At 42.8% G+C, this 3,412-nt stretch carries 3 protein-coding genes and 1 pseudogene; all 4 read left to right on the forward strand.

Annotated features, from left to right (window positions below; all coding sequences use genetic code 11):
• The first annotated feature begins 649 nt into the window (after window positions 1-649).
• On the forward strand, window positions 650-946 hold the full coding sequence (locus L6773_RS21010; protein WP_237856641.1) for a hypothetical protein: 297 nt from the start codon (window positions 650-652) through the stop codon (window positions 944-946).
• A 65-nt stretch (window positions 947-1,011) separates the two neighbouring features.
• Entirely contained in the window at window positions 1,012-1,929 is a 918-nt protein-coding gene (locus L6773_RS21015; protein WP_369431609.1) for an IS3 family transposase, read from the forward strand.
• A gap of 257 nt (window positions 1,930-2,186) precedes the next feature.
• A complete protein-coding gene (locus L6773_RS21020) occupies window positions 2,187-2,804 on the forward strand; it encodes a sigma-70 family RNA polymerase sigma factor (RefSeq protein ID WP_237856643.1) in 618 nt (205 codons plus the stop codon).
• Between the two features lie 177 nt (window positions 2,805-2,981).
• A pseudogene (locus L6773_RS21025) lies at window positions 2,982-3,412 on the forward strand (hypothetical protein); the annotation flags it as partial.

Below are 3,412 nucleotides of genomic sequence, written 5' to 3' on the forward strand. Positions count from 1 at the left end.
GCTTCGCGAGTAAATATCAATACTGATATCGCTGCTATAAATAAGATTGCTGTTTTTACGTTTTTCATAATGTCCTCTTGTCTGCTTTATGGATTCTAGAGAGTGAGGAATGAAACAATTGAGATCAGATTGTCCATCCTTCACATACACATACACCGAATTTTTTGCATTGGGTCATTTAAACTCAATGCACACTGAATTATCTAATCGGGGTTATATCTCACCTCTTTGAAAAGCATTTGTTAATAAAAGTTAACCTGATATTCTCAATTTTAACCTGTTTAAGATGATTATAATCAAATATTTATACTATTTATTAAGTGGAAATGGTAATCATGAAAGAGTAATTGGCCTTGAATAGTTGGCGGAAAAAAGGACAACGATTGAACCGTGGGGAGAATCCTTTCATATCGCTTCGCGTTCAAAAAATGAGCGGTGAGAAGCGAATTTTATGGGCTGAAAGCGTGATGGACCATTGCCCCAAAGGGAACGTTGGGAAAAGGATTCCACGGTGAACTCGTGTCCGCCGCCAACTATTCACAGCCTGTCCCGAAACGTCGGGGCCTTGATTTCTTGTCCAGCTATTGTGTCGTCCTGAAATAGGTTGACGAATTAAACTTAAAATGTCAACGTAAAACAGGATAACAAAATGTCATCTAAAAATGGTATTTATAGTGAAGAATTTAAATGGAAAGTCGTTCAGCAAGTACTTTCCGGAACCTTAACGAAAGAAGAGGCCCGCCGGGTCTATTCCATTAAAGGCAATTGCAATATTTTGTACTGGATGCGCTCTTTTAGTGGAGTCACTGATTATCGCAGCGGAGGAGAAGTCTCTGAAAATTCTGTTCAAATGGCAAAAACAAACAACCAGCGCAAAGCGGAGAAGGAAATCGCTCGATTGAAGCAGGAGTTAAAAGCAGAGAGAATGCGAGCGGATCTATGGTAAAAGGTCGTTGAAGTAGCCGAAGAAGAGCTTGGGGTCGATATACGAAAAAAGTTTGGAGCCAGGCAATCGCCCGATGCAAACAACAGTTAGGGAAAGCCTTCTGCGTGCAGGATGCTTGCCGGGTGTTTGGCTACAGTAAACAAGCGTATTATCAATCGATTGATCGCAAAGAAAAGCAAGCCTTTGATGAATATTTGGTTGTAGAGTTGATTCGAGAAAAGCGAAGGATTTGGAAAAAAGGAAGCGGACGCAATCTTTTGGCCTGTTTACAGGAAGATTTTGTCCTGCATGGGATTTCCATTGGCCGTGATAAGTTCTTTGATTTGTTGAGGGAGTATGGGTTGCTGGTTCGCCGCAAAAGCAAGCGCGCGCGAACAACGAACAGTTACCATCACTATCACCGATTTGCCAATTTAATTGAAGGGTGCACCCCAGACGGGCCTAATCAGGTGTGGGTCAGCGATATTACGTTTGTGTGGTGCCAGAAAGAGCAGGGCTTTTTGTATCTGTTTTTAATAACAGATCTGTATTCCAGGAAGGTTATGGGATATGCTGTAGGCCAGACACTGGAAGCCAGTTGGGCTGTGCAGGCCTTGCAGATGGGGATTGATCAAACCGAAGGCTCCCTGGAGGAGCTTATCCATCACTCAGATCGTGGGGTACAGTATTGTTGTGGAGACTATATTGAACGACTCACTCTACACAAGATTCAACCAAGTATGACACAAAACAGTGATCCTCTGGAGAATCCTGTCGCTGAACGAATAAATCTCACGTTGAAAGATGAGTTTATGAACAATTATAAAGAAGGATATTCAAATAAAGCTCAAGCGTTCAAAGAAATACCGGTAAATATTGAGTTTTATAACCAGGTTCGTCCTCATAGTAGTATTGAACGGCTAACCCCTAACCAAGCCCACTCAAGAACAGGACTTCTGCAAAGAAAATGGAAGAATTATTATACCCAAAAAACCGTACAATGAGTCAACTAAAATCAGGACGACACATATACTGGTCCCGACTACTGTCGGGGTGTATCAAGACAAAAAGACAAAGGACATACAATAAGGTTACATTATAAAAACGGGGTAACTTCTCATTTGTTAATAGTTGAATATACCAGCGCTATTCTGCATATTTGTCTAACTCTTGAGTACGAGGGGGAGTGTAAGCTGCACCATAGAGCACGGGAAAGTTCTATAAAACAAAACCCTTTATTTCAATCATTTGGTGACTCGATATGAAGAGAACGCCTCAGCAGACCGTTACACAGCTTCTGCAAAATTATGATCGGGAAGATCAACAGGCAGTCAATAAGCTTTTCGAACATGTTTACGATGAGTTGTACAAAATAGCCCGTGGAAGACGTCGAAAATGGCATGGAAATGAAACAATGAACACCACGGCTGTTCTACATGAAGCTTACCTGAAATTGGTAGATCAGTCAGAGGTTGAATGGCAGTCGAGAACACATTTCTTTGCCGCAGCTTCCAAAGTAATGCGCCATATTTTGATCAATTATGCACGCGACAAAAACAGGCAGAAACGCGGTGGAGATCAAGAAAGAGTATCTTTTGAAAAGTTAAATCTCGCCGCCAGTGGTAAATTGACATTTTCAGATGAACATAATAAAGCACTCATAGCTTTAGACGAAGCCCTGAAACGTCTTGAAGGGGAGAACGAGAAACTTTGCAAAATTGTGGAATGCCGTTTCTTCGGAGGAATGACGATTGAAGAAACAGCAGAAGCACTGGGAATATCACCCTCTACGGTTAAACGAGGATGGAAAACGGCTCAGTTATGGATCTACCGCGAATTAAAAACTGAGTTGGAATCTGCCGGCGAGTTAGATTCTTGATAAATACCTGAGCTCCGTGCTAAATCCTGAGACGAAACTATGATTGTCTGTTACTCTCTGCGTGGTGAAAGGTATTATAACATCAGAACCTGCCGTTTCACTGAAAGCACTTAAAATGAGCAAAAACAGAAGAATGAAATGAGATGAAATAAATCTGCATGTAGGAAACCTACTTCTATGAATTCAGACCGATGGACCAAAATAGAAACCCTAGTTGAACAGGCGCTTGCGCTTCCGCCTGAGGATCGGACTGCGTTCATCGATAACCAGTGCGGAGAGGATAAAGCTCTGCGCAACGAAGTTCAGTCACTGCTGGAGCATGGAGAAAAAGCTCTCTCCTTCATGGGGCATTTTGAAGAAGATGTAGTCGCCCCGTCTTTGGATGTAATCGCCCAGAGCCAGTTCGATGAGGATCACAGGATCGATGCCTTGTTTGGGCATTATCATATTACTGACATACTCGGTCGTGGTGGAATGGGCATCGTGTACAAAGCCCGAGATACCAAACTGGACCGCACCGTCGCCCTCAAGTTTTTGCCTTCGCATCTCACCCGGTCCGATAAAGACAAACAGCGTTTCATCCGCGAAGCCAAGGCCGCGGCCGCATT

This window comes from Rhodohalobacter sulfatireducens, from assembly GCF_022012475.1.
Taxonomy (GTDB): domain Bacteria; phylum Bacteroidota; class Rhodothermia; order Balneolales; family Balneolaceae; genus Rhodohalobacter; species Rhodohalobacter sulfatireducens.

Bases quoted from the DNA above. Each gene is read 5' to 3' on its own strand.
- L6773_RS21010 (WP_237856641.1), top strand. From the start codon at position 650: ATGTCATCTAAAAATGGTATTTATAGTGAAGAATTTAAATGGAAAGTC.
- L6773_RS21020 (WP_237856643.1), top strand. From the start codon at position 2,187: ATGAAGAGAACGCCTCAGCAGACCGTTACACAGCTTCTGCAAAATTAT.